Below are 2,697 nucleotides of genomic sequence, written 5' to 3' on the forward strand. Positions count from 1 at the left end.
CGGTGTAGCGCCCCTACAACCCCAACGCCAAGCTGATGGCCGAAATGATCCAGGCCGACTGGGCCAAGGTGGGCATCAAGGCCAAGATCACGCAGTACGAGTGGGGTGAGTACCTCAAGCGCATGAAGAACGGCGAGCACGACACCGGCCTGATCGGCTGGACCGGCGACTACGCCAGCCCGGACAACTTCCTGGGCGTGTTGCTGACCTGCGAAGCCGTGGGCGGCTCGAACTACGCGCGCTATTGCAGCAAGGAGTTCGATGGCTACACGCTCAAGGCCCGCAACAGCACCAACCAGAAGGAACGCACCGAGCTGTACATGAAGGCTCAGGAAGTGTTCAAGAAGGACCTGCCGTGGACGACGATCGCCCACTCGACGGTCAACCAGCCGATGCGCAAGAACGTCACCGGCTTCGTGATCAGCCCGTTCGGCGACTACAACTTCGAAGGCGTTGGCGTGAAGTAAGCTCCCCCCGCGCCGCCTGCGGCGTCACCCCCCAGGGGGCAACGCGTGCGGCCCGGCGGAGCCGGTTCCGCCGCGTTCTGGAAGGGGCACTTTGTCCCGGTCAGGTTTCAGGCGTCATCCGTGACGCCTGATTCTTTTTTTGCCTTTGCATAACAACAAGGAGTGTTCTCTCATGCTGAGATACCTTCTCCAACGGCTGCTGGTGCTCATTCCCACCTTTCTGGGCATCACGCTGCTGACCTTCTCGCTCATCCGGTTGATCCCGGGTGATCCGGTGGAGGTCATGATGGGCGAGCGCACGCTCGACCCCGCGTTGCACGCCGCGGCGCTGCAGAAGTTGGGCCTGGACCAGCCGCTGTACGTGCAGTACGGCCGTTACCTGGCCGACCTGGCGCAGGGCAATCTGGGCCAGTCGCTCAAGACGCAGGCCAGCGTCTGGTCCGAGTTCAAGTCGCTGTTCCCGGCCACGCTGGAGCTGGCGCTGTGCGCACTGCTCATCGCCCTGGTGTTCGGCCTGATCGCCGGGGTGCTCGCCGCGGTGCAGCGCGGCAAGTGGCTGGACCACACCGTCATGACGGCAGCGCTCACCGGCTATTCCATGCCCATCTTCTGGTGGGGCCTGCTGCTGATCCTGATCTTTTCGGTGGGCCTGGGCTGGACTCCGGTGTCCGGGCGCCTGGACCTGGTGTACGACGTGCAGCCGCAGACCGGCTTCATGCTGATCGACGCCTGGCTGGCCGAGCGCGCCGACCCCGAACTCAACGCTGGCGCCTTTGTCGATGCGGTGCGCCACCTCATCCTGCCCGCCATCGTGCTGGGCACCATCCCGCTGGCGGTCATCGCGCGCATGACGCGCTCGTCCATGCTGGAGGTGCTGCGTGAGGACTACGTGCGCACCGCACGCGCCAAGGGCCTGTCGCCGCTGCGCGTGATCTTCGTGCACACGCTGCGCAACGCGCTCATCCCGGTGCTCACCGTGGTCGGCCTGCAGGTCGGCACGCTGATGGGCGGCGCCGTGCTGACCGAGACCATCTTCTCCTGGCCGGGCATCGGCAAGTGGCTGATCGAGGCCATCGGCCGGCGCGACTACCCGGTGGTGCAGAACGGCATCCTGCTGGTCGCCACGCTGGTGATCCTGACCAACTTCACCGTGGACCTGCTCTACGGCGTGGCCAACCCCCGCATCCGAGTCACGTCATGAGCCCCCACGCTCCACCGCTGCGCGGGTCGCTGCCCCAAGAATGGGGAGGGGCCCGGTCCTTGCCGTGTCCGGGGGCTGATCCGGCTTGGGGCGGCCCGGCGCCGGATCGTCATCCACTCCACTGCTGTGCGGAGAACATTGAATGAACCTCACTGAATTCTGGCGAGCCTTCTCGCACAACAAAGGGGCCGTGGCCGGGCTGCTGTTCATGGCCGTGGTGGTTGTGCTGGCGGTGTTCGCACCCTGGGTCGCACCGCACAGCCCGATCGAACAGTACCGCGAGCATTTCCTGCAGGCACCGGTCTGGGCCGGCGGCACTTCGCAGTTCCTGCTGGGCACCGACGAACTCGGCCGCGACCTGCTCTCGCGCCTGATCCACGGTGCGCGGCTGTCGCTGCTGGTGGGCCTGGTGTCGGTGCTGCTGGCGCTGGTGCCCGGCGTGCTGCTGGGGCTGGTGGCGGCTTTCGCCGGCAAGTGGGTGGACGCGGCCATCATGCGCGTGATGGACATCGTCATGGCACTGCCCTCGCTGCTGATGGCCGTGGCCATCATGGCCATCCTGGGCCCGGGTCTGATCAATGCCATGATCGCCATCGCACTGGTTTCACTGCCGGCCTACGTGCGGCTGGTGCGCGCCTCGGCCCTGAGCGAGCTGCAGCGCGACTACGTGACCGCCGCGCGCCTGTCGGGCGCGCGCACGCTGCGCCTGATGTTCGTGACCGTGCTGCCCAATTGCACGGCGCCGCTGATCGTGCACGCGACCATGAGCTTCTCGGCCGCCATCCTCGAAATCGCGGCGCTGGGCTTCCTGGGGCTGGGTGTGCAACCGCCGCTGCCCGAGTGGGGCACCATGCTCGCCTCGGCGCGCGACTACATCGAAAGCGCCTGGTGGGTGGTGACGCTGCCCGGCCTGACCATTCTGCTGTCGGTGCTGGCCATCAACCTGGTGGGCGACGGTCTGCGCGACGCGCTGGACCCGAAGCTCAAGTCCGCTTCTTGATATGGAACACCCCCGCCGCGCTGCGCGCG

2 protein-coding genes and 1 pseudogene are annotated in these 2,697 nt (G+C 66.6%); all 3 read left to right on the forward strand.

Annotated elements, in window-relative coordinates:
* Positions 1-26: 26 nt before the first annotated feature.
* Positions 27-467 (forward strand): annotated as a pseudogene (locus tag ACR2JA_RS17290) (ABC transporter substrate-binding protein); the annotation flags it as partial.
* A gap of 172 nt (positions 468-639) precedes the next feature.
* Positions 640-1,668 carry an ABC transporter permease subunit gene (locus tag ACR2JA_RS17295; RefSeq protein ID WP_434010311.1) on the forward strand — a complete coding sequence of 343 codons (1,029 nt, stop codon included), beginning with the start codon at positions 640-642 and terminating at the stop codon, positions 1,666-1,668.
* Positions 1,669-1,810: 142 nt separating this feature from the next.
* A complete protein-coding gene (locus ACR2JA_RS17300; RefSeq protein ID WP_434010312.1) occupies positions 1,811-2,668 on the forward strand; it encodes an ABC transporter permease subunit in 858 nt (285 codons plus the stop codon).
* Positions 2,669-2,697 lie beyond the last annotated feature (29 nt).

Source organism: Hydrogenophaga sp. (assembly GCF_051007235.1).
Lineage (GTDB): Bacteria > Pseudomonadota > Gammaproteobacteria > Burkholderiales > Burkholderiaceae_C > Hydrogenophaga.